This window comes from Thermosulfurimonas sp. (genome assembly GCF_015491435.1).
Classification (GTDB): domain Bacteria; phylum Desulfobacterota; class Thermodesulfobacteria; order Thermodesulfobacteriales; family Thermodesulfobacteriaceae; genus Thermosulfurimonas_A.
Genome location: NZ_WFVX01000113.1, coordinates 1 through 19,005, shown reverse-complemented (window position 1 = coordinate 19,005; position 19,005 = coordinate 1). Strand labels below are relative to the sequence as shown.

General features: G+C 58.1%; 18 protein-coding genes and 1 pseudogene. 11 read left to right on the top strand and 8 right to left on the bottom strand.

Annotated elements, in window-relative coordinates:
• Positions 1–48: 48 nt before the first annotated feature.
• Genes F8J34_RS09780 through F8J34_RS05100 form a run of 3 tightly spaced genes read right to left on the bottom strand, consistent with a single transcriptional unit; the run spans position 49 to position 1,698 of the window.
• Entirely contained in the window at positions 49–183 is a 135-nt protein-coding gene (locus tag F8J34_RS09780; protein WP_363315423.1) for a type II toxin-antitoxin system HicB family antitoxin, read from the bottom strand.
• Complete coding sequence (locus tag F8J34_RS05105; protein WP_297056930.1) at positions 180–1,343, bottom strand: P-loop NTPase; 1,164 nt, start codon at positions 1,341–1,343, stop codon at positions 180–182. Before F8J34_RS05105 ends, F8J34_RS09780 begins: the two co-directional genes overlap by 4 nt.
• Positions 1,344–1,359: 16 nt before the next feature.
• The gene (locus tag F8J34_RS05100; protein WP_297056929.1) at positions 1,360–1,698 is read right to left on the bottom strand and encodes a DsrE family protein; all 339 of its coding nucleotides are present in this window, start codon (positions 1,696–1,698) and stop codon (positions 1,360–1,362) included.
• 87 nt (positions 1,699–1,785) lie between these two features.
• Between F8J34_RS05100 and holA the strand changes: the two genes are divergently transcribed.
• Positions 1,786–2,868, top strand: coding sequence for a DNA polymerase III subunit delta (holA, locus tag F8J34_RS05095; protein ID WP_297056928.1), 1,083 nt, complete (start codon positions 1,786–1,788; stop codon positions 2,866–2,868).
• On the opposite strand, the gene F8J34_RS05090 is transcribed toward holA, so the two are convergent.
• Genes F8J34_RS05090 through F8J34_RS05080 form a run of 3 tightly spaced genes read right to left on the bottom strand, consistent with a single transcriptional unit; the run spans position 2,851 to position 5,009 of the window.
• Positions 2,851–3,729 carry a ParB/RepB/Spo0J family partition protein gene (locus F8J34_RS05090; RefSeq protein ID WP_297056927.1) on the bottom strand — a complete coding sequence of 293 codons (879 nt, stop codon included), beginning with the start codon at positions 3,727–3,729 and terminating at the stop codon, positions 2,851–2,853. The genes holA and F8J34_RS05090 overlap by 18 nt on opposite strands.
• A complete protein-coding gene (locus F8J34_RS05085) occupies positions 3,729–4,622 on the bottom strand; it encodes a phosphoribosylaminoimidazolesuccinocarboxamide synthase (RefSeq protein WP_297056926.1) in 894 nt (297 codons plus the stop codon). Before F8J34_RS05085 ends, F8J34_RS05090 begins: the two co-directional genes overlap by 1 nt.
• A gap of 15 nt (positions 4,623–4,637) precedes the next feature.
• Complete coding sequence (locus F8J34_RS05080; protein ID WP_297056925.1) at positions 4,638–5,009, bottom strand: Rho termination factor N-terminal domain-containing protein; 372 nt, start codon at positions 5,007–5,009, stop codon at positions 4,638–4,640.
• Between the two features lie 107 nt (positions 5,010–5,116).
• On the opposite strand from F8J34_RS05080, the gene F8J34_RS05075 reads away from it, so the two are divergent.
• Both F8J34_RS05075 and lon read left to right on the top strand, forming a co-directional pair.
• The gene (locus tag F8J34_RS05075; protein WP_297056924.1) at positions 5,117–5,413 is read left to right on the top strand and encodes a DUF2250 domain-containing protein; all 297 of its coding nucleotides are present in this window, start codon (positions 5,117–5,119) and stop codon (positions 5,411–5,413) included.
• Complete coding sequence (gene lon, locus F8J34_RS05070) at positions 5,410–7,815, top strand: endopeptidase La (RefSeq protein WP_297056923.1); 2,406 nt, start codon at positions 5,410–5,412, stop codon at positions 7,813–7,815. Before F8J34_RS05075 ends, lon begins: the two co-directional genes overlap by 4 nt.
• 41 nt (positions 7,816–7,856) lie before the next feature.
• Here the strand turns inward: lon and hemB are convergent, their stop codons facing one another.
• Positions 7,857–8,831, bottom strand: coding sequence for a porphobilinogen synthase (hemB, locus tag F8J34_RS05065; protein ID WP_297056922.1), 975 nt, complete (start codon positions 8,829–8,831; stop codon positions 7,857–7,859).
• 123 nt (positions 8,832–8,954) lie between these two features.
• Between hemB and F8J34_RS05060 the strand changes: the two genes are divergently transcribed.
• From F8J34_RS05060 to F8J34_RS05030, 7 genes are read left to right on the top strand one after another with little or no spacing between them, the layout of a single operon-like run.
• Positions 8,955–9,539: a prepilin-type N-terminal cleavage/methylation domain-containing protein gene (locus F8J34_RS05060; RefSeq protein WP_297056921.1), complete on the top strand. Its 585-nt coding sequence runs from the start codon at positions 8,955–8,957 to the stop codon at positions 9,537–9,539.
• Positions 9,540–9,567: 28 nt separating this feature from the next.
• Entirely contained in the window at positions 9,568–10,185 is a 618-nt protein-coding gene (locus F8J34_RS05055) for a hypothetical protein (protein WP_297056920.1), read from the top strand.
• Positions 10,186–10,190: 5 nt separating this feature from the next.
• On the top strand, positions 10,191–11,018 hold the full coding sequence (locus F8J34_RS05050) for a chordopoxvirus fusion protein (protein ID WP_297056919.1): 828 nt from the start codon (positions 10,191–10,193) through the stop codon (positions 11,016–11,018).
• 36 nt (positions 11,019–11,054) lie between these two features.
• A complete protein-coding gene (locus F8J34_RS05045; protein ID WP_297056918.1) occupies positions 11,055–12,992 on the top strand; it encodes an aconitate hydratase in 1,938 nt (645 codons plus the stop codon).
• Positions 12,989–15,652 (top strand): UPF0182 family protein, encoded by a 2,664-nt coding sequence (locus F8J34_RS05040; RefSeq protein ID WP_297056917.1) that lies wholly within the window; start codon positions 12,989–12,991, stop codon positions 15,650–15,652. The genes F8J34_RS05045 and F8J34_RS05040 overlap by 4 nt, the downstream gene beginning before the upstream one ends.
• Positions 15,649–16,515, top strand: coding sequence for a lytic murein transglycosylase (locus tag F8J34_RS05035; protein WP_297056916.1), 867 nt, complete (start codon positions 15,649–15,651; stop codon positions 16,513–16,515). The genes F8J34_RS05040 and F8J34_RS05035 overlap by 4 nt, the downstream gene beginning before the upstream one ends.
• The gene (locus F8J34_RS05030; RefSeq protein WP_297056915.1) at positions 16,481–17,644 is read left to right on the top strand and encodes a Xaa-Pro peptidase family protein; all 1,164 of its coding nucleotides are present in this window, start codon (positions 16,481–16,483) and stop codon (positions 17,642–17,644) included. The genes F8J34_RS05035 and F8J34_RS05030 overlap by 35 nt, the downstream gene beginning before the upstream one ends.
• On the opposite strand, the gene def is transcribed toward F8J34_RS05030, so the two are convergent.
• Entirely contained in the window at positions 17,645–18,157 is a 513-nt protein-coding gene (gene def, locus F8J34_RS05025) for a peptide deformylase (RefSeq protein WP_297056914.1), read from the bottom strand. It abuts the gene before it with no gap.
• A gap of 137 nt (positions 18,158–18,294) precedes the next feature.
• On the opposite strand from def, the pseudogene F8J34_RS05020 reads away from it, so the two are divergent.
• Positions 18,295–19,005 (top strand): annotated as a pseudogene (locus tag F8J34_RS05020) (indolepyruvate ferredoxin oxidoreductase subunit alpha); the annotation flags it as partial.

Here is a 19,005-nt window from a genome sequence, read left to right as displayed (position 1 = left end):
CCCTCTACCTTAAGGGCTTCACCTTCGCGGTGGATGGGTGAGATACGTTCACAGAACGTTGCTTGCGCCCTTAAGTTCTTCTCCGTCCTTAATGGCGGAAAGAATCCAGGTTTCCACGGCGTCAATTAAAAGCTCTCTGGCCTCCTCGTAATCCTTTCCTTGGGTAATGCATCCCGGAATCACCTAAGGATTCCGGAAAGGAAGTCTTGGAGCACGGTGTCCGGGCCCATGTCCGGAGCTCCGCCGGTTACCACCCGAATCCGGGCCGTCTCCAGACGTTCCTTCCATTCCGGGGGTATATCCAGGGCCAGGAGATGGGTGGCCACCTGCTCCTTGAGAAAGGATTCCAGGTCCTGATCCTCCGGCCGTTTGACCACGTCCTTGACCCGCACGCGTCCGGCCTCCACATCATAAACGGCAAAGAGATCCGCGGAGACCGGGTCCTTAGCCAGCCGATTACCCTCCACGGGAATCGCCACCCGCATGTAGCGCCCCTCCTCCACCTCGCGCCACATCTCCTCCGTGGCCGCCACCACATTGCGCACCAGTTCGTCGAAGGCCCGGGCGGTGATGGACTCGGGGTAGGCTCCGACCACCGGTTTCCCCGCGTCTCCGGCGGCTACCACCCGTGGATCCACCGGAATACGGCCCAGAAAACGGATCCCCATTTCCTCGGCCAGTTTTTCGCCTCCGCCCCGTTTGAAGAGATCCAGTTCCTTTCCGCAGTGCGGGCAGATGAAACCGCTCATGTTCTCCACCAGGCCCAGGATGCGCATCTTGACCTTGCGACAGAAGTTGATGGACTTCTGGACATCGATGAGGGATACCTCCTGCGGGGTGGTCACTACCAGAGCGTAGGCGTCGGGGATGGTCTTGGCCACGGTAAGGGGTTCGTCACCGGTGCCGGGAGGGGCGTCGATGATGAGGTAGTCGAGCTTTCCCCAGTCTATGTCTCCGATGAATTGCTTGATGGCCGAGATCTTTAACGGCCCGCGCCAGATGACTGCGGCGTCTTCCTTGGGAAGCAGGGGTTCGATGGAGAGAAACTTGAGGTTCGGGGAATAACTTATGGCCCCCAGGCGCCCGTCCGGCCGGCGGGGGAGTTTTTCCCTCCTCACCCCCAGCATTTTGGGGATGTTCGGTCCGTGAAGATCCACATCGAGCAACCCCACCATGAAATCCTGAAGCGAAAGCCCCACGGCGAGATTCACGGCTACGGTGCTCTTTCCCACTCCGCCCTTTCCGGACATGACCATGATCTTGTGAGAGATGCGGGAGAGCTGCTCGCGTACCCGCCGGTCCTGCTGATCGAGAAGGATGCTTTTGGGCCGCGCCTGGGTCATGGGTTAACCTCCTCCTTTAAGCTCTTACATAACGGAAGCCCTGATTCTGCCATTCCACCAGGGCCTTGATTCCCGCCGGAACCGTGAGGGCTCCCTCGGGTAGCAGGGTCGGGTCTATTCCGAAGGCCCGCATGGCGTTTTCGCAGAAATAGACCGCCACGCCATCCCTTCGAGCCTCCCGATAGAGTTCCTCCACCTCAAGGAAGCGCTTGAGGATGGTGATTCCCTCCGCATTTACCAGAATGCGCACCTCGTGAGGCTCTCCGCCCATGGCCTTTACGAAGTTGCGGGCCACCTTAAGAGCCACTTCAAAACGCGCCGACTCCGGCACATGCATCACCAGTCGATACTCCATGGTCTCCCTCCTTGCCGGGTTCGCTGGTTCGCTTAGGTATTTAATCACGAATTGTGCGTGCGGCAACCTGAATGCTAAATTAAGGACATGCCGGTTTTTGCCGGGTCCCATTTTCGGAGGCTTCTCGATCTGGCCCGCAGGGATCGTCTGGCCCCCCTTTATCTTTTCATCGGTGATCCTCAGGAGACCCTGGAGAAGGCCGGGCGCATCGTGCGTATTCAGGAAGAAAAAGGCGCCCTCTGCGAACGCGTGGATCTGGAGGAGGTTTCGCCGGAGGATCTGCGTTCCCTCCTGGTTTCTCCCGGGCTTTTCGGCCCCCGGCGATTGGTGATGGTGCGCAAGGCCGAGATACTGGCCCAACATAAGGAGCAGATCTCCCCTCTGCTGGAACCCCTCGGCTCGGGGACGGTGCATCTTTTCCTTCTGGCCTCCCGTTTTCCCGAAGATCATCCGCTCTATACCTTTGCCCTGGAAAGGGGAGCCCTTGTTCCCCTGCATCTTCAGAAGGGAAGGGCCCGATTTCTGGCGGAAATGGCCGAGCGTCTGTCCGCCGAGGGTTATACCATGGATCGTCAGGTGGCGGAATATTTCCTCTCCCTGGTAGGAGAAGATTATGCCCATTTCCGGAACGAACTGGAAAAGGTCCTCCTGTACGCCGGAGAAAAGGAACGTATTGAGAAGGAAGACGTGGAGGCAGTGGTCACCCCGGCTCCGGAAACCTATTCCTACCTTTTAGGAGATACCCTGCTGGAGGAGGGGGCCGAGGCGGCACGGGGATTGTTACGGCGGCTCCTGGATCAGGGGGATCCTCCTCTGGTCATCCTGGCCATCCTGGAAAATTACTTCAAGCGCCTCTGGCTTCTGGCCTATCTTTTCCGGGGTAGAGAGGATCTCCTCAGGGAGACCCGTTTTGAGGTTTTTCAGAGGACCTACGCCCAGGCCCTGCGGGAAACCTGGCCCGAAAAGGTGCCCTCTCTTCTGGAGAGGTTTCCTCCGTATGCGGCCTTCCGGGTCAAGCGGCATTTATTCGGCCTCTCCCCCGGATTTTTCCCGGAGGTCTTCAAGGCCCTTTATGAACTGGATGTTTCTTTAAAACGGGATTTTATGGCTCCGGAAAAGGCTTTTTATCGATTTTTCCTGCGGGTGCAGGAGCTAGGGAAGAAGTTTTAGGAGTTTTTCCAGTTTCGAGCGCAGTTCCTCCTCGGAACGGAAACGCAAGGTCAGGCTCAGGGTATCAGTTTCGAGAGCCGGTGGGGTCTCGAGAAGGGCCTCTGCAGTCCGCACCCTATCCCGAAGTCGGGAGAGTTTCTGCTGGGTCTGAAAGAGATGCGGTCTGAGGCGGCGACGTAGCTCGGAAAGGAACTCGCCGCGGTCGGTGCGATCTTCCAGCTCCCGGAGCAGGTCTTCCGGGGCCCGGTCTTCCCGGCGGGCGAGGTCGAGAATCCCTTCCAGGGCCTCTCTTTTTTCGGAGGCAGAAAGACCGAGTCTTTCCAAAAAATTCCATATCCTTTCCCGCCATTCGGAGGGATAGCGGAAGAGCAATCGGGCCGCCCTGGGGGGTAATTTTCCCGTGGCCAGAGCCTGGCGAACCCTTCCCGAAGTTCGGGCCACTTCCTCCAGAAAGAAGTATCCCTCCGGCGTGGGGCTCAGGCCCAGGCGAGGAAAAACCCTGCGAACCACTTCTTCCGGAGCCAGGTATCTTCGAAACCGGACCACCACTTCGGCTTTTTCCACCAGATTTAGTCCCCGCCAGAGATTGCTCTCCAGAGCCATTTCCTGGAGGCGCAGAGGGTCCGTTTCCGGCAGGATGAATACCGGAACCTCCTCCTCTCCCAGGGCTTTCCAGGCCAGAAGCCGTCCTTCTCCGGCCACGGGAAGAAATTTTTCTCCGGCCCGAGCCACCAGCGGGGGCTCCAGGATCCCGAAACGATGGATGCTTTCCCGGAGAAGGTCCCCGCGAGAGGGAAAGGAAAAGACAAAGGTTCGGGAGTCCAGGTCTATTTCCTGCCAGGAGAGCCGGGCCCAGCGCATCAGGAGAGGATTTCCCCGGTAAGACGTTTCAGGGCTTCCAGATAGCGTTTCCGGGTCTTTTCCACTATTTCCGGGGGTATCTCCGGGGCCGGGGGTTTTTTATCCCAGCCGATCTGGAGGAGCCAGTCCCGAATGAACTGTTTGTCAAAGCTCTTCTGGGGACGTCCGGGTTCGTACTCATCCCGGGGCCAGAACCGGGAGGAGTCCGGAGTGAGCACCTCGTCCACCAGCAGGAGTTTGCCGTCGGCAAGACCGAATTCGAACTTGGTATCGGCGATGATTATTCCCCGGCTTTCCGCGTATTCCGCAGCCTTACGGTAGAGGGCCAGCGAAAGCTCGCGCACTTGCTCGGCAAGCTCGGGCCCGATAATCCGGGCGCATTCCTCAAAGGTGATGTTGACGTCGTGTTCCCCTTTTTCGGCCTTGGTGGAGGGGGTGAAGATGGGTTCCGGAAGGCGGTCGGCCTCGCGCAGACCCTCCGGAAGCTTTATTCCGCACACCGTGCCGGTTTGCCGATATTCCTTCAGGGCCGAACCGGTGATGTAGCCGCGGACGATACATTCCACCGGGAGCACCCGGGCCTTTCGCACCAGCATACTCCTTCCAAAAAGAATTTCCCGATAGGGGGCCGTTTCCTTGGGATAATCGTGCACATCGGCGGTGATAAGATGGTGGGGAACGATATCCTTCAGAAAATCGAACCAAAAAAGAGACATCCGGGTGAGGATACGCCCCTTATCCGGAATAGGGGTGGGAAGGACCACGTCGAAGGCCGAGATGCGGTCGGTGGCTACGATGAGAAGAGCGTCACCGAGGTCGTAGATGTCCCGCACCTTGCCCCGGGAGAGGAGTTTAAGCCGGGAAAAATCGGTTTTATAAAGGGCCGAAGCCATGATTATCTCCGGAGATTAAGCCGCAGCCCGGGCCAGCTTCCGGGTGCGTTTCTTGAAGCGGGAGGCCAGCCGACGATAACGTTCATAACGTTCCCAATCTTTCTCGGCCCTGGCTTTCTCTGCGAGTTCCCTGAATTTCTGAATCTTGGCCTTGAGCTCCCGCATCGAACCCCCTACCTTCCGCGGAGCTTCCTCGATACCATAGACCTTCTTGAGGGCCGAAATGAGCTCTTCCTTATTCATGCCGTGAACGCCGCTTATTTCCGGAATCTGAAGGGCTATCTCCCGCAGTTCCTTGATAGTCATCTTCTCGAGTTTCTTGGGAAGAGGGGGAAGCCCGCCCGCCTCCTGGGTTTCCTGAACCTCCTCTTTGATCTCCTCGGCCATGGTTCCCTCCTGCACGCCGTTTTTTTTCTCCCGAAACATAAACGCTTTAAACCGGATCTTCAAGTCGGTTTAATTTGTAGCTCAGGCCGGTTAAAATGAAGCGGAGTATGCTTCCCTGGGGGATTCTGGAAGAGGAGGACTGGCGTATCCTAAAAGATCTCTATGCGCTGGCTCCGGACTGTGCTAAGTTTCTGTCGCGACGTTTGCGCCTGGATCTGGAGGAGACCAGACGCAGATTGCGTCGCCTCGAATCCTTAGGGTTTCTGGAACGGGTACAGGGAAGATTTCTCAAAAAGAAGGGTCTGAGGCGTCCCAAACACATGAACCATACCTATTACGAACTGGCCCGGGAGGCTCGCCTGTATCTGCGTACATTACTCTTTGAGGAGGGTAGATCCGCATGACCGAAGAGGTGTCCTTTTCCAGCCCTGAACTCATGGAAGGCGAAAGCATAGAGGTTCCCGAAGTCTTACCCCTTATGGCCATAAGAGACATCGTGCTTTTTCCGGGGATGGTTATTCCCCTGTTTGTAGGCCGGGAAAGGAGTCTGGCCGCGGTATCCACGGCACTGGAGGGAGAAAAACTTCTGGCCCTGGTTACCCAGAAGGATCCCATGGACGAGGATCCTTCTCCGGAAAGGCTGTATCGGGTAGGGGTGGTGGGGCTCATCATCCGCACCTTTAAACTACCGGAGGATCGTCTCAAGGTTCTGGTTCAGGTGCTGGCCCGGGCAGAGATAGAAGAATTCCTCCAGATAGACCCCTTCTTCCGGGTGCGCATTCTCCCGGTGGGGGAGAGAGAACCGGAAAGTCTCTCCGTGGAGACCGAGGCCCTGATGCGTTCGGTAAGGGAGGTAGCGGAAAAGGTCCTGGCTCTGCGGGGGCTTCTCAATCCGGATATCTCCTCGCTTCTGGCTTCGGTGGAGGAGCCCGGGCGGCTTTCCGACCTTATCGCCGCTCATGTGCGCTTCAGGATCTCCGAGGCCCAGGATCTTCTTGAGACCTACGACGGCCTGGAACGCCTGAAAAAACTTTATCGTTATCTCCAACGGGAGTTCGAGATCGCAAGCCTTCAGGCCAAGATCCAGACCGAGGCCCAGGAAGAAATGGCCCGCTCCCAGCGAGAGTATTTCCTTCGCGAACAGCTGCGGGCCATAAAACGCGAGCTCGGGGAGACGGACGAGCTTGAGGCCGAGATCGAGGAGTTGCGGGAAAAGATCAAGAAGGCCCGGATGCCCCGCGAGGTGGAGAAGGAGGCCCTTAAACAGCTCTCGCGCCTGGAGATGATGCACCCCGATACCGCCGAGGCCACCGTCATTCGTACCTATCTGGACTGGCTTATCGAGCTTCCCTGGAAGAAGAGCACCCGGGATCGGCTGGATCTTAAAGAGGCCAAAAGGATCCTTGACGAGGATCACTACAATCTCGAGAAGATCAAAGAGAGGCTCCTGGAGTACCTGGCGGTAAAGAAGCTCAATCCCGAGGCCAAGGGGCCCATCCTGTGTTTTGTGGGGCCTCCGGGGGTGGGGAAGACCAGCCTGGGGCGCTCCATTGCCCGGGCCCTGGGGCGGAAGTTCGTACGGGTTTCGCTCGGCGGGGTGCGGGACGAAGCCGAGATCCGGGGGCATCGGCGCACCTATGTGGGGGCCCTTCCCGGGCGCATCATTCAGGGAATAAAGCAGGCCGGGGTGAACAATCCGGTTTTCATGATCGATGAGGTGGACAAACTCTGTAGCGACTTCCAGGGCGATCCCTCAGCGGCCCTTTTAGAGGTGCTGGATCCCGAACAAAACCGCGAATTCGTGGACCACTATCTCGGGGTGCCCTTTGACCTCTCCAAGGTCATGTTTATCGCCACGGCCAACATGACCGATCCCATTCCTCCGGCCCTCCTTGACCGCATGGAGGTAATCTATCTTTCCGGCTACACCCCGGAGGAGAAACTGGTTATTGCCCGGCGCTACCTCCTCCCCCGACAGCTTAAGGAACACGGGCTTGCGGAAGGGGTGTTGCTTCTTTCCGACCGCACCATCTTTCGGGTGATTTCCGAATATACCTCCGAGGCCGGGGTGCGAGAACTTGAACGCAAGCTTGCGGCCCTGTGCCGTAAGGTGGCCCGGAAACTGGCCGAGGGCGAGAAGGGTCCCTTCCGTATTACCCCGGCTAACCTGCACCGGTATCTGGGTCCCCCGGAATATGTGGAGGAGCTTTCTCAGGAGGAGGACGAAGTCGGGGTGGCCACCGGGCTGGCCTGGACCCCTTACGGAGGGGAGGTGCTTTATATCGAGGTTACGGTGATGGAAGGGAAGGGTAACCTCATCCTTACCGGCCAACTGGGAGAGGTGATGAAGGAGAGCGCCCAGGCCGCACTTTCCTATATCCGGGCCCGGGCCAAGGAGCTGGGTATTTCCACCAAATTTTACGAGAAGTACGATCTTCACATTCATATCCCCTCCGGGGCCATTCCCAAAGACGGCCCCAGCGCCGGGGTGACCATGGCCGTGGCCATGATCTCGGCCCTTTCCGGACGCCCGGTACGCAAGGATGTGGCCATGACCGGAGAGATCACCCTGCGGGGGAGGATCCTTCCCGTGGGGGGCATCAAGGAGAAGTCGCTGGCCGCCCTGCGCAAGGGCATCCGGAAGGTGCTTATCCCGGAAAAGAACCTCAAAGATCTGGAGGACATTCCGCCGGAGCTCCGGCGCAGGATCGAGTTTGTACCGGTAAAACACCTGGACGAGGTGCTCTCGGAGACCCTGCTTAAAACCCGGCCTCCTCGAGGTCGTAGGCGTGGGAAAAGAACTTGATTCTAAGCCGGATGTTCCGGCCCCCTTCCCTCTGAAAGACCCTATTTCCCCAGCTTCCGGGCCGCCTCCTTGGCAAAGTAGGTGATGATGATGTCGGCCCCGGCGCGGCGGATGGAAAGGAGACTTTCTATCATTACCCGCTCTTCGTCGAGCCAGCCGAGCCGGGCCGCGGCCTTGATCATGGCGTATTCTCCGCTTACCTGATAGGCGGCGAGGGGGTGGTTGAACTCCTCCCGCAGGGACCGAATGATGTCGAGATAGGGCAGGGCCGGTTTGACCATGATGATGTCCGCACCTTCTTCTATGTCCAGCGCGGCCTCGCGCAGGGCCTCGCGGGCATTGGCCGGATCCATCTGATAGCTTCGGCGATCGCCGAACTGCGGGGCCGATTCCGCGGCCTCGCGGAAAGGTCCGTAAAAACTTGAACAGTATTTGACGGCGTAAGAAAGGATGGCCACATTCTGAAAGCCGGCCTCGTCCAGGGCCTCGCGGATTCTGGCCACCCGTCCGTCCATCATGTCTGAAGGGGCCACGATGTCGGCTCCGGCCCGGGCATGAGAGACCGCGATGCGGGCGAGCTGTTCCAGAGTGGCATCGTTATCCACCTCACCGTTTTTTATGATCCCGCAATGGCCGTGACTGGTATATTCACAGAGACAGACATCCGTAACCACGATGAGATCCGGGACTTCTTTTTTGATGGCCGAAACCGCCCGCTGAACAATACCCTTCTTGGCGTAGGCCTCGGAACCCACCTCGTCTTTCTTTTCGGGGATACCGAAAAGGATCACCGCCGGGATCCCCAGTTCGTAAACCTCCCGGGCCTCGCGCACCGCCTCGTCCACCGAAAGTCGATAGACCCCGGGCATGGAAGAGACTTCCTGCCTTACGTTCTTGCCCGGGCACACAAAGAGAGGATAAATGAAGTGTTTAGCAGAAAGTTCCGTTTCTCTTACCATGCCTCTTAAGGCCTCGGTGCGTCTGAGCCTCCGGGGGCGGTATTCCGGGAAAAACATAGCTCACCTCCTTGGCTAAAATCCCTGTCTCAATATATACCCAATAAAAAACTTCTTGACAAAGCCTTTGAGAAAAAAATAGAATATCCTTAAATTCCTGGAATGAATTTTAAGGAGGTCTAGATGCGAAAAGAAAAGAAGCAGGGTTTTACTCTGGTTGAGCTGGCCATTGTTCTGGTCATTATCGGAATTATTCTCGGAGCGGTAATAAAAGGTCAGGATCTGATTGCCAATGCCCGAGCCAAACGCTTTGCCAGTGAATTGCGCAAATGGGAAGTTATGTTGTGGACATATTATGATCGGCACCACAAATTTCCGGCCAACAAGGACAAATTGGGAGGTCTGCGAGCCCAGGTCCAGAATCCCATCCCTCTGGGGGGGACTTATTTCTGGTTCGGTTTCGGGAAGGATGCCCGGGGGCGTGAGGTCCTGGTGGTGTGTCCCGGCGATGAAAACACCGCCAGTTGCACCAGTGCCAATGTTACCGAGGAAGTGGCCTTTTATTTTCGAAACGTAGATCTTTCCATCGATGGAGCGGAGAATGCCACCGACGGTCTGGTCCTGTGTTTGGGAAGCGGAAGTATCAATACCTCCGACTGGACCCTTACCGGGACGGTGGATAACTGCTCCGACGATTACTGGAACGGAACCGGGGTAACCGGTCTGATCTATTCCCTCGGAGCCCAGAGCTTTAACGATCAGGATTAAAGCACCGGGGTTTCGGCCTTCCGGGAGGGTGAGATTGCACGTAGGGTTGCTGGAGGAAGACGAGCTTCCGCGAGATCTTCGCCCTCTGGTTCTGGAGGTCTCGGCCGGAAGCGAAACCCCTCTGGTTAGGCTTTTTGAAAGGCTCCCCCGGGATATTACGGCCGATCGTCTGGATCGGCGTCGTTTTTTGCTTTCGGGTCCGGTGGAAGCCCTGCGCAACCTCATCCGAGAAAATATGGACCTTAAATTCGCCAAGGGGCTTCTGGGTTATTTACTCCAGTGGGAGCCCGATCTGGTGGCTGATCTTCGTCCCCGGCACGGACTCATTCCTCCCCAGGATTTGGCCTTCTCTCTCCTTCCGCGGGAGGAGGTGAGGAATCTCTCTCCGGCGCTTAAGGCCCGACACCTCTATTTCGGGGTAGAATTTCGGGGGCCGGAGAGTGCGGCCATAGAGATCCTGAAAAGTCGTCTTCCTTTCGAGATCTACGGGGAACCAGGGGGTGAAAGGCGTATCGTTCTTTCCGCAAACCTTGCCGATCTTCTGGTTTATCTGGTAAAACCATTGATGGAGTCTTCAAGTTTAAAAGATGAAGCGCAGGGGTTGCTTGAAGCTTTGAGAAAAGAAGCGCCCGAGTGTCTGGGGTAGGGGAAATGCCTTACAGCGCACAATTTTTTAGAATTCTTCAGGGCCTCGATCCCACTCTTAGGGAGGCGCTGCTTGCCCTTCTTGAAGAGATCGAGCGCCAGCGGGAGACCGCGGCCTCCAGGGAGGATATGCAGGAGGTAAAGGTGGCCCTGAAATCCCTCTCCGAGGCTCAGGAGAAAGCCTGGCAGGCCATAAAGGAACTCACGGAGGCGCAGAGGCGCACGGAGGAGCGGGTATCCAGGCTTGAGGAGGGTCAGGCGAGGCTGGAGAAGGCGCTAGCGGAGCTTGCCGAGGCGCAGAGGCGTACGGAGGAGCGGGTATCGAAGCTTGAGGAGGGTCAGGCGAGGCTGGAGAAGGCGCTGGCGGAGCTTGCCGAGGCGCAGAGGCGTACGGAGGAAGAGCTACGTAAGCTTACGGCGGATCATCGAAAGACCAGGGAAATGCTTGGAAGCCTCCAGCATACGGTGGGGTATATGCTTGAGGACAGGGCCTATACGCATCTACCCCGACTCCTTAAGGAAGATTTTAAAGTAGAGGTCCTTGAACCCCTGCGAAGAAGATTTATCGAAATCGCTCCCAACCGATACGAGGAGCTGAATATCATAGGTAAGGGGCGTAAAAACGGAAAGGAAATCTGGATCCTCGGGGAATGTAAGACCCAGCTCAAAAAACGCGATGTAGATGCCTTTCTCTCCCGGGTAAAACGTCTGGAGAAACACTTTCCCGGAGAAAAAATGCTCCTCCTGGTCACCTATCAAACCTCTCCCCAGGTGGAGCGCTACGTAGAAGAAAAAGGGCTTAAGCTTTATTATTCTTACCGATTTCCCATATAATCTGATATCCTTAGATTTCTTATCAGGGAGGGCAAGATGGGACTTACCGTGGCGGAAAAGATCATCGAGCGGCATCTGGTTTCCGGGAGTCTCAAGCGGGGCGAGCCCATTGCCATACGTATCGATCAGACCCTGACCCAGGATGCCACCGGCACCATGGCCTATCTTGAGTTTGAAACCATCGGGATCGACCGGGTGCGCACCGAGCTTTCCGTTTCTTATGTGGACCATAATCTCCTTCAGACCGACTTCCGCAACGCCGACGACCATCGGTTTCTTCAGACCGTGGCTGCTCGCTACGGAATCTGGTTTTCCCGGCCGGGGAACGGAATCTGCCACCAGGTGCACCTGGAGCGGTTCGCCAGGCCCGGTCGCACCCTCCTCGGCTCCGACAGCCACACCCCCACCGCCGGCGGCTGCGGGATGATCGCCATCGGGGCCGGGGGCCTGGATGTGGCCATGGCCATGGCCGGGGAACCCTTCCACCTCATCATGCCCAGGATCGTGGGGGTTCATCTTACGGGAAAACTTCCGCCCTGGGTCTCGGCCCGGGACGTGGCTCTGTGGCTTCTGCGTAAACTTACGGTAAAAGGCGGGCTGGGAAAGGTCCTGGAGTACTTCGGCCCCGGAGTGAAGGAACTTTCCGTGCCGGATCGGGGCACCATCGCCAACCTGGGCACGGAGATGGGGGCCACCACCAGCGTCTTCCCCTCGGACGAGGTCACCCGGGCCTGGCTTTACGCCCAGGGCCGGGAGGGGGACTTCGAGGAGATCCTTCCCGATAAGGATGCCCGCTACGACGAGGTGATCGAGCTTGACCTCTCGAGCCTTGAGCCCCTTGCGGCCTGCCCCTCCTCACCGGACAACGTGAAACCCGTTTCCGAGATCGCCGGTCGCCCGGTGGCCCAGGTGATCATCGGCTCCTGTGCCAACTCCTCGCTGCGTGACCTCCTGGTGGTGGCCGAGGTGCTGGCACGCCATCCGGTGCATCGGGATACCTGCCTGGAAATCAATCCCGGGTCCCTTCAGGTGGTGGAAAATCTCGAGGCCCTTTCGGCCTTTCGCAAGCTGGTCCACGGCGGGGCCCGGATCCATCAGTGCGGTTGCCTAGGCTGTATCGGCATGGGCCAGGCCCCGCCCACCGAGGCCGTCTCCCTCCGCACCTTCACCCGAAATTTCCCCGGACGCTCCGGAACCCGTCCGGACTATGTCTATCTGGTCTCACCAGAGACCGCGGTGGCCTCGGCGGTGCGCGGGGTAATCACCGACCCCCGGGAACTGGGCGAATATCCCGAAATCAGGCTTCCCGAAAAATTCATCCTGAACGATACCCTGCTTGTGCCTCCGCTTCCGGAAGAGGAAGCCCGGAGGGTGGAGATCATACGCGGGCCGAACATCGTTCCCCTTCCCAAATTTGATCCTCTGCCCGAGGACCTTGAGGGGGAGATCCTCCTTAAGGTGGGGGACAACATTACCACCGACCACATCATGCCCGCCGGGGCGAAGATCCTTCCGCTCCGGAGCAACCTTCCGGCCATAAGCGAGTATGTATTCTCGGCCCTAGATCCGGATTTTTCCAAAAAGGCCCTGGCCTTAAAGGAGAAAGGTCGGGCGGTGGTCATCCTGGGAGGGGAGAACTACGGGCAGGGTTCCTCCCGGGAGCATGCGGCCCTTGCCCCGCGCTATCTCGGGGTGCGTCTTAAGATTGCCAAGAGCTTTGCCCGCATCCACAAAGCCAATCTCGTAAACTTCGGGATCCTTCCCGTGGTGCTGGAGAATCCCGCGGACTACGACCGGCTTTCCCCGGGGGATAGGATTCGGGTTTCCGGCCTGCGCCAGGCCCTTTCCGAAGGGGCCCCGCGTCTGGTTCTCGAGGTTTCCGGGAAGGGTGAGATCCCCGTGCGGGTGGAGCTCACCGAGCGCGAGCGCCGGATAATTCTTGCCGGAAGTCTCCTTAACCTGGTGCAGTCGTGAGATTTCGTCTCCTGGTCCTGATTCTGGCGCTGGCCGGTCTGGGGCTCTTTTTCTTTAATCCCATGGTGAAATTATATACCGATTACCTGTGGTATCGGGACCTGGGGTACGCCCGGGTTCTCCTGCTTCAACTCAAGACCCAGGGATTCCTGGCCCTCGGAGTGGGGCTGGTGGTAGGGCTACTCTTTTACTTTCACGGGATCCTGGTACATCGCTGGGCCGGACGGAACGCCTTCTGGTCCCAGTACCTGGATCCACGTCTGACCCGAATCCTTTCGCAAAAGTTTCGTTTTCTCCTGCGCTTCTCCTCCCTTTTGCTGGGTTTTATCTTCGGACTTGCCGCCCAGACCTTCTGGCAGGAATTCCTTCTCTTCTGGAAGGGGCAGTCCTTCGGGTTGCGGGATCCTCTGCTTTCCCTGGATATCGGTTTTTATGTTTTCAAGCTCCCCTTTTTGCGGTATCTGGGGGATACCGCCCTGGCGATCTGGCTCTTCCTCTTTATTACCGGGGTTCTCATCTTCGTCGGCACCGGACACGTATCCCCGGGAAGCCGCTTTCGTCCCACCCTCTCTCCGGTGTTCAGGCGATATCTGGCGGTGATGCTGGCCCTTTTTTTCCTGCGCCTGGCCTATGACCTTTTCCTGGATCGTGCGGATCTTCTTTTTGATGAACGAGGGGTGGTCTTCGGGGCGGGCTATACCGAGGCCCGGGTGGTGCTTCCGGCGCTCAATGCCATGGTGTTTCTTTCCCTGCTGGCCTCGATCCTTGCGGCCCTTTTCGTATTGCGTCCCCGCAGGGAGATCCTCCTGGGCCTGGTTCTGGGTTACGGACTCCTCTATTTCTTGGGGCTGCGTCTTCTGCCGGATCTGGTGCATCGGTATGTGGTTCAACCCAACGAGCTGGATAAGGAAAAGACCTATATCGGTTATGAGATCCGTTATACCCGCAGGGCCTACGGTCTGGAAAAGGTGGTGGAAAAGCCCTTCCGCTTCGGCAGACCCCTTACCTACCAGGATATCCAGCGCAATGCCCTTACGGTGAAAAATATCCGCCTGTGGGATCATCAACCCCTGCTGGAGACCTACAGCCAGATCCAGGAGATCCGTACCTATTATCGCTTCGTATCCGTGGATAACGACCGTTATCCCCTGAACGGGGAACTGCGACAGGTCATGCTCTCGGCCCGGGAACTTTCCTACCGGGATCTCCCCAGCAAGTCCTGGATCAATCTCCACCTCATCTATACGCACGGTTACGGTCTGACCCTGGGCGTGGTGAACCAGGTCTCTCCCGAGGGGCTACCGGTGCTCCTCATCAAGGACATTCCTCCGCGTTCCTCCATCGACCTGCGGGTGACCCGCCCGGAGATCTATTTCGGTGAGCTCACCGATACCTATGCGGTGGTGAACACCCGGCTCAAGGAGTTCGATTATCCGGCCGGGGAAAGGAACGTCTATACCAGCTATCACGGACGCACCGGAGTGAGGGTAGGGGGCCTGTTTCGGCGCCTTCTTTTTGCCTACCGTTTCGGAACCAGCAAGTTTCTCTTCTCCCGGGATATCCTTTCCGATAGCCGGATCCTCTATTACCGAAATGTGCTGGAGAGGGTCCAGCGTCTGGTTCCCTTCCTGCGGGTGGATACCGATCCTTACCTGGTGATCGGGAAGGACGGCCGTCTCTTCTGGTTCGTGGATCTTTACACCGTTTCCGACCGGTTCCCCTATTCCCGTCGCCTCCGGGGTCTGGGCAACTATGTACGCAATTCCGCCCTGGCGGTGGTGGATGCCTATCACGGTACGGTAAACTTTTACCTTAAGGACCCCGGCGATCCCATGATCCGGACCTATCAGAGGATTTTCGGCCTCTTCAGGCCCCTTTCCGACCTGCGAGAGGATCTGCGTCGGCATATCCGTTATCCGCACTGGCTCTTTTCCCTTCAGGCCCGGCTTTATACCCGCTATCACATGACCGACCCGCGGGTCTTCTACAATCAGGAAGACCTCTGGGAGATCCCCAAGAGCCCCAAGGACCCGCGACGCTATATCCGGGCCTATTACACCATTATGCGCCTTCCCGGGGAGCACGAAGCGGAGTTCATTCTCATGGTGCCCTTTACCCCGGCCAAGAAGAACAACCTTTCGGCCTGGATGTGCGTACGCTGCGATCCCGAACATTACGGCGAGATGTTGGTTTACCGTTTTCCCAAACAGACTCTGGTCTATGGCCCGCAGCAGATCGAATCGCGCATCAATCAGGATCCGGAGATCTCCCGGCAGCTTTCCCTCTGGGATCAGCGGGGAAGCCGGGTCATCCTGGGGACCCTTCTGGTGATCCCTATCGAGGGGAACCTTCTTTACGTGCAGCCCCTTTATCTCAAATCCGAGACCGGCCAGATCCCGGAGTTGAAGAGAGTTATCGTGGCCTACCGGAACCGGATCGTGATGGCCAAAAACCTGGAGGAAGCCCTAGGGGAACTTTTCGCGCCTTCGGTAGAGAAGGTTTCCGCTCCTCCTGCCCGGGTTTCTTCAACCCCCGGAGCCGGTATGAACACGGAATTACTGCGTGAACTCTATCGTCGGGCCGAGGAGGCCCTGCGCCGGGGGGATCTTGAGGAATTCGGGAAACTGTGGAAAGAATTGGGAGAGGCCTTGGGGCGGTGAGGAAATATTTTTTGATCCTGGGGTTAGGGATAATTCTCTCTTTTTCTCCGGTCCAGGCGGCGGAATCCGTTTTTAAACCCCTGGAACAACAACTGATCCGGGACGGCCTTTCCGCCGAACTGGTGAAGAGGGTTTTTGCCGACCCGCGGGTCCGGTTCCTTCCCCAGATCATGCCCCGCAAGCTTACCTGGGACGAGACCAAACTTCCCTATCAACAGTTCCTGAAACCTCAAAGGCTGGCGCGGGCCCGGGCCTTTCTGAAGGACTATGCTCCCCTGCTTCGCGAGATCGAGAACACCTACGGGGTGGACAAAGAGATCCTGGTGGGTCTTCTCCTGGTGGAGTCCGATCTGGGGCGTCACCGGGGCCGATATCGAATCTTCAACGTCCTGGCCAGCATGGCGGTGTCGGCTGATTGGCAACGCGTCAAACCCTATCTTCCCCCCGGGCTCTCCCCGGAGGAAGAAGCTCGCTTTCGGGAGATCATGGCCCGGCGTTCCCGCTGGGCCTATCGCGAACTTCGGGTTCTTCTCAAGCTTTCCCGGAAATACGGCATGGACCCCCTGGCCCTCAAGGGCTCCATTTTCGGGGCCTTCGGCTATCCCCAGTTTGTCCCCAGCAGTTTTCGGGAATACGCCGTGGATGGAAACGGTGACGGACGAATAGATCTTTACACCCTGACCGATGCCCTGGCCAGCGCGGCCAACTATCTTCGGGCTCACGGCTGGCGTCCGGGACTTTCCCGGGAGGAAAAGAAACGGGTGCTCATGACCTATAACCACAGCGAACCCTATGCGGAAACCATCCTTAAAATTGCGGAGTATCTGCGTGCTTCCCCGGGCCGAGATTCAAACACGCCTTGAGTCGCTGAGGCGGGTCCTTTCCCGGAAAGGCCTGGATGCGGCCCTTATTACCTCTCCACTACACCTCTTTTATTTCACCGGGGCCTTTGCCCTGGGACACCTTCTGGTCACCGCTCGGGAGATACGTTTTCTGGTTTTTCGCCCCCTGGAAAGGGTGAGGCAGGAGAGTCCGCTTCCAGCGGAATCCCTCCGTTCCCTGAAGGCGCTTCCGGCTGTGCTTGATAATGCGGGCGTTCGGCGCATCGGGATGGAACTTTCGACCCTCTCGCAGGAGCGTTTTCGGCGTTATCAGGCGATCCTGGCGGATTATCAACTGGAAGATCTTTCTCCGGATCTCCTCAAGCTCAGGATGTACAAGTCGTCCTACGAGGTGGATTGTCTGCGCCGGGCCGGAGAACTTCTGGCCGAGGCCCTGCGAGAGGCCCTTCCGGAATGGAGGGAAGGAATGAGCGAGCTTGAGGCCCTGGGGAGGGTGGAACTGGCCCTGCGTCGGCGGGGACATCCGGGGCTGGTGCGTTCGTCCCGCGGAAACGAGTTTGCCACCGGTCTTCTGGTTTCCGGGAAGGAAGGGCTAACCCCTTCTTACATGGTGGCCGGGGAAGGGGGGTGCGGGGTCTTGGGTTTTCCCTCCGGGGCGAGCCCTAAACCTCTCCGTCGCGGGGAACCCGTGTTGCTTGATGTGGCTGGTTTTTACGCTGGCTATTATGTGGATCAGACCCGGATGCTCTCGGTGGGAGAACCTTCATCGGAGGTGAAAGATCTCTTTTCCCTGGCGCTCCGGCTTATGAAGGCCGGGGAAGGGGCTTTGCGCTCGGGCGTCCCCGCCGAAGAGGTCTATTTCCGGGTAGCCGAAGAGGCCGAACATCTGGGGGTGAGCCGCTACTTTATGGCCCACGGTCAGGAAGGGGTGGGCTTTGTGGGCCACGGCGTGGGTCTCTGTGTGGATGAGGATCCGCCCCTTGCCCCGGGGATTCGTACCACCCTTCGCAGTGGAATGGTCCTGGCCCTGGAGCCCAAGCTGCATGTCTCGGGGACAGGGGTTATCGGACTGGAAGACACCTTCTATCTTTCGGAGGACGGGCCGCAACGCCTGACCGTGTTTCCACGCGATCTTTATCTGCTGCCGTAGTTATTGGTTTTTGGGCCGGTGTTTTTTCCACCAGCGCAGGAAGAGTTTGCGCTTGAGAGGGGAGAGATAATCCACGTAGAGGATCCCGTTCAGGTGATCCAGTTCGTGCTGGATGGCCCGGGCCCCGAGGCCGGAGAGCTCCATCTCGAAGGGTTTGCCTTCGCGATCCAGGGCCCGAACCAGGACCCGGGCCGCCCGTTTTACCCGGGCCGAATACCCAGGAATACTCAGGCAACCCTCCTCTTCATAAAGTTCCCCCTCGGCCTCCACGATCTCGGGATTGATGAAGACCATGAACCCCCGGGGAAGCCCCTCGCGCTCCCCGAAATCGGTTACGAAGACCTTTTCCAGCACCCCTATCTGGGTAGCGGCCAGCCCCAGACCCTTGGCCGCATACATGGTTTCCCGGAGGTCCTCGATAAGTTGCTGCAGACGGCCGTTTATTTCTTTTATCTCCCGGGCCTGCTCCCGCAAGAGCGGGTCTCCGTAATAGAGGATCTTTCTAACCGCCATCTTTCCTCGGGTTACTCCTTTCGATTTTCGTCCTGGTTAGGGAAAGATCTTAGCCGATATTGCCAGGAAGTTTGAGTATTGTCAAACGCGGTACGAGTGTTAAAAAGGACCGGATCCCCTGATCGGAGGCCGGTGATATGCATCCGCTGCTTTCCGTAAAGGAGGGCGAAAGGAGGCTTCTTCTCGGAAATGAGGCTATTGTACGGGGAGCGCTTGAGGCCGGGGTCCGGGTGGGGGCGGCCTATCCCGGAACCCCTTCCTCGGAGATCGGAAACCACCTCTTTGCCCTCTCTCAGGAACTTCCCGGGCTCTATTTTGAATTTTCGGTAAACGAAAAGGTGGCCATGGAGGTAGCAGCGGCGGCCGCGGCTTCTGGCCTGCGCTCCCTTACCTGCATGAAACACGTGGGGCTCAACGTGGCCGCAGACCCCTTTCTCACCTTAGCTTACGTAGGGGTTAAGGCCGGGATGGTGGTGGTCACCGCCGACGATCCCTCCTGCCATTCCAGCCAGAACGAACAGGACAACCGCTACTACGCCCGGCTTTCCGGGGTGCCCATGTTGGAGCCGGCCAGCCCGGAGGAGGCCCGGGCCATGACCCTCTACGCCTTCGAGCTTTCGGAAAAACTGGAGCTTCCGGTGCTCCTGCGGACCACCACCCGGGTCTCCCACGCCCGATCCGTGGTGACCTGCGGAAAGCTTGCGGACTATTCCCGTTTTGAAAAAGGGCGTTTTGAGAAGGACCCCGGGCGCTGGATCCCGGTTCCGGCGGTGGCCAGGGAGAGACATCGGGTGCTCCTTGAGAAGATGAGCCAGGCCGAGGAACTCGCGAACCGTTCCCCCTGGAAC

Coding starts and splice junctions, on each gene's coding strand:
- F8J34_RS05080 (WP_297056925.1), bottom strand. CDS start 5,009: ATGGCCGAGGAGATCAAAGAGGAGGTTCAGGAAACCCAGGAGGCGGGC.
- F8J34_RS05105 (WP_297056930.1), bottom strand. CDS start 1,343: ATGACCCAGGCGCGGCCCAAAAGCATCCTTCTCGATCAGCAGGACCGG.
- F8J34_RS05100 (WP_297056929.1), bottom strand. CDS start 1,698: ATGGAGTATCGACTGGTGATGCATGTGCCGGAGTCGGCGCGTTTTGAA.
- holA (WP_297056928.1), top strand. CDS start 1,786: ATGCCGGTTTTTGCCGGGTCCCATTTTCGGAGGCTTCTCGATCTGGCC.
- hemB (WP_297056922.1), bottom strand. CDS start 8,831: ATGTTTTTCCCGGAATACCGCCCCCGGAGGCTCAGACGCACCGAGGCC.
- F8J34_RS05050 (WP_297056919.1), top strand. CDS start 10,191: ATGCCTTACAGCGCACAATTTTTTAGAATTCTTCAGGGCCTCGATCCC.
- F8J34_RS05075 (WP_297056924.1), top strand. CDS start 5,117: ATGCTTCCCTGGGGGATTCTGGAAGAGGAGGACTGGCGTATCCTAAAA.
- F8J34_RS05090 (WP_297056927.1), bottom strand. CDS start 3,729: ATGCGCTGGGCCCGGCTCTCCTGGCAGGAAATAGACCTGGACTCCCGA.
- F8J34_RS05045 (WP_297056918.1), top strand. CDS start 11,055: ATGGGACTTACCGTGGCGGAAAAGATCATCGAGCGGCATCTGGTTTCC.
- lon (WP_297056923.1), top strand. CDS start 5,410: ATGACCGAAGAGGTGTCCTTTTCCAGCCCTGAACTCATGGAAGGCGAA.
- F8J34_RS05085 (WP_297056926.1), bottom strand. CDS start 4,622: ATGGCTTCGGCCCTTTATAAAACCGATTTTTCCCGGCTTAAACTCCTC.
- F8J34_RS05060 (WP_297056921.1), top strand. CDS start 8,955: ATGCGAAAAGAAAAGAAGCAGGGTTTTACTCTGGTTGAGCTGGCCATT.
- def (WP_297056914.1), bottom strand. CDS start 18,157: ATGGCGGTTAGAAAGATCCTCTATTACGGAGACCCGCTCTTGCGGGAG.